We start from the raw sequence: 2,403 nt of genomic DNA, 5'->3' as shown, positions 1-2,403 counted from the left end.
TTTATTTAATCTCATAAAGGCTGAGACGTCTCTTTAAAATTTTTTTTATTTAGCCTCTTAATTTTAGAGATATAGATATCAATGGAATCTAAATTTAGCTGTAGATGCTGTTGAAAACCTTGATTAATCTGGTCTTGAACAGTTTCCGCAATGGATTTAATACTATGTTGATTAGGATAAGATAGATCAATAGTAATTTTTACAGTAGGGAGAGTGAACATATTAATGGTAATTTTTTTACATCTAAGTACTTCTGCTACAGATTCACATTGTCTTTTTATGATTTGTTCTAAAGTTTTATTGGAGACGTGAATAGAGTCTTTATGGAAGTTGGGTGTGACAACTGTTGTTTCTCCCATTAATTCCTTGTTTGGTGATAAAATTTTAATTCCTTGTTTAATTATCTTTCGAAAGAAATTTTGATTAATTTGATTATGTGGTATAGGAATGACATGCTTTCCTTCTGTTTTACGCACATATTGTGCCATTTTCATTTGCGTTAGAGATCTAATTTCACTGATATTGATATGGTGTTTAATTGATGGAATCCCTAGTCTTAATGCAATTAAATTTACCATTTCTTTTGAAGTACCTATAATTAAAATTTTGTTAATTTTCGATTTTTTCAATGTGGTCTTTACTTCATTTGCATGATCATTAAAATGAAAAATTGCCCTTTTTACAGCAGTAAAAGAATTTTTTTCATATTTGGCAGAAAAACCAGCTGCTTTTTTTCCATTTACAATTAATAGGCCATCATCGATAATAGCTGGAATATTATTTTGATATGAAAAGGTGAGTGCGACTGTGCTTTTTCCAGTACCACTGGGCCCACTCAAAGCATAGACTTCTATAGTAATCCCTCCTTAATATTTTTAGGCATTATCTTGTTGAATTATTTTTGATATAAAAAAATGCTTCTCTATGTTGAAAGAGAAGCATTTTTGCTTTAAGTATCTAGGTTGTAATGAGCTTCAGGTATCGTTGAATAGTTCTCCCAGTTTTTATAGATTGATTCAAGGTTATAGGTTATTGAAATGAAATAGAGAATATTGTTAATAGGGCATGTCACAGATTAATAAAACTCGATTTTTTGATAGTTTTCTAAGGCTAACTTAGGTTCATTCATATAGAAGTAAGTGTCCCCTATTTTTTTAAGAACTGTATTTACTTTTTTTGTTTTATTTTTCTTCTTATAACTTGATAATGCTTCACCATAACTATTAATTGCTTTTGAATATTCTTGTTTATGACAACACATGTCTCCTAATAATTCATAGATTTGATCCATGAATACAAAGCGATCCTCAGAATATAAAACATCATTACAGTATTTTTCGGTTTCTTCTAATTGCTTTTCATTGAAAAATGCTTTAGCTAATTCTAATTTAATGTTACTAACACTTATTGATGGCAGATTTAAGTTAATAGAGGAGTCCAAAGCCTGTAATAAATATTTAATTCCTTTTTTTGTCTCGTTATTTCTTACGTATAGTATCCCTAAGTTTGTATGAACACCGGATTCGTCAGCTTTCTCATTTGATAATTTACAGAAATGTAAGGAGTTTAAAAATTCACTTTCAGATTTTTTGTAATCCTTTAATTCCATATAACATACACCTAATGCCATATGAATTTTTCCTTGCATGTAGAAAGTGTTCATTAGCTGATTTAATTCAATTGCTTCATCTAAAAAATGAATAGCTGAATGATATTCCTCCATTTGTCCATGAACTATGGAAAGGCTTAGAAGCAAGGAAATTTTGTTCGTGTCTTGAATTTGTTCATATATAGAAATCTTATATGCTCTTCTTAATGTTTGCAGGGCAAGTTGTAAATTCCCTAACCGTATAAAGGTATATCCCAGTCTATCTAAACTCTTTAGAAGCCAAATATCATTGTTTTCGCCTTCAAGATGTTGAATACTCGCCTCGTAGAAGAATCTTGCTTTTTCATAATCCTTATCATATTCGCAATACTTGCCCCTAATCCAATTGAAAATACCATGTTCTAAATTAGAAATATCCATATTTTCAATGGTTCTTTCTAACTTGTCGATAATTTTCTTTACTTGTTCAAATTGAGAGGTTGTTACATAGTTTTCAGCAAGTTTCAATTGTCTACCTAATTCTAGCGTACCCATCTTTTTATCTATAGGCTTTAGAAGGATATCATCTAGTGTACAATTGAGTTTTTTTGCAAACTTTTCTAAAACTTCATATGTTGGCTGTACAGATCCTTGTTCAATTTGACTTAAATAGCTTCTTGTAATAATACCTTCTGCTAAATCTTGTTGTGTTAATTTAGCTTTCTTCCTTAGAGATTTAATTTGTTCACCTATCATAGTTACATTACCTCGTTTCTTCTAACTATAAAATATGAATTTAATATTAAAGATAAAAG

At 29.6% G+C, this 2,403-nt stretch carries 2 protein-coding genes; both read right to left on the bottom strand.

Annotated features, from left to right (window positions below):
• Positions 1 to 11: 11 nt before the first annotated feature.
• Positions 12 to 839 (bottom strand): hypothetical protein, encoded by an 828-nt coding sequence (locus tag ACQGSG_RS28310; protein WP_426948641.1) that lies wholly within the window; start codon positions 837 to 839, stop codon positions 12 to 14.
• A gap of 236 nt (positions 840 to 1,075) precedes the next feature.
• Positions 1,076 to 2,344 (bottom strand): helix-turn-helix domain-containing protein, encoded by a 1,269-nt coding sequence (locus ACQGSG_RS28305; RefSeq protein WP_377949930.1) that lies wholly within the window; start codon positions 2,342 to 2,344, stop codon positions 1,076 to 1,078.
• Positions 2,345 to 2,403 lie beyond the last annotated feature (59 nt).

It is taken from the genome of Bacillus sp. GMa5/1, assembly GCF_050172015.1.
Taxonomy (GTDB): Bacteria; Bacillota; Bacilli; order Bacillales; family Bacillaceae_G; genus Bacillus_A; species Bacillus_A cereus.
This window is presented reverse-complemented; position numbering and strand designations above follow the sequence as displayed.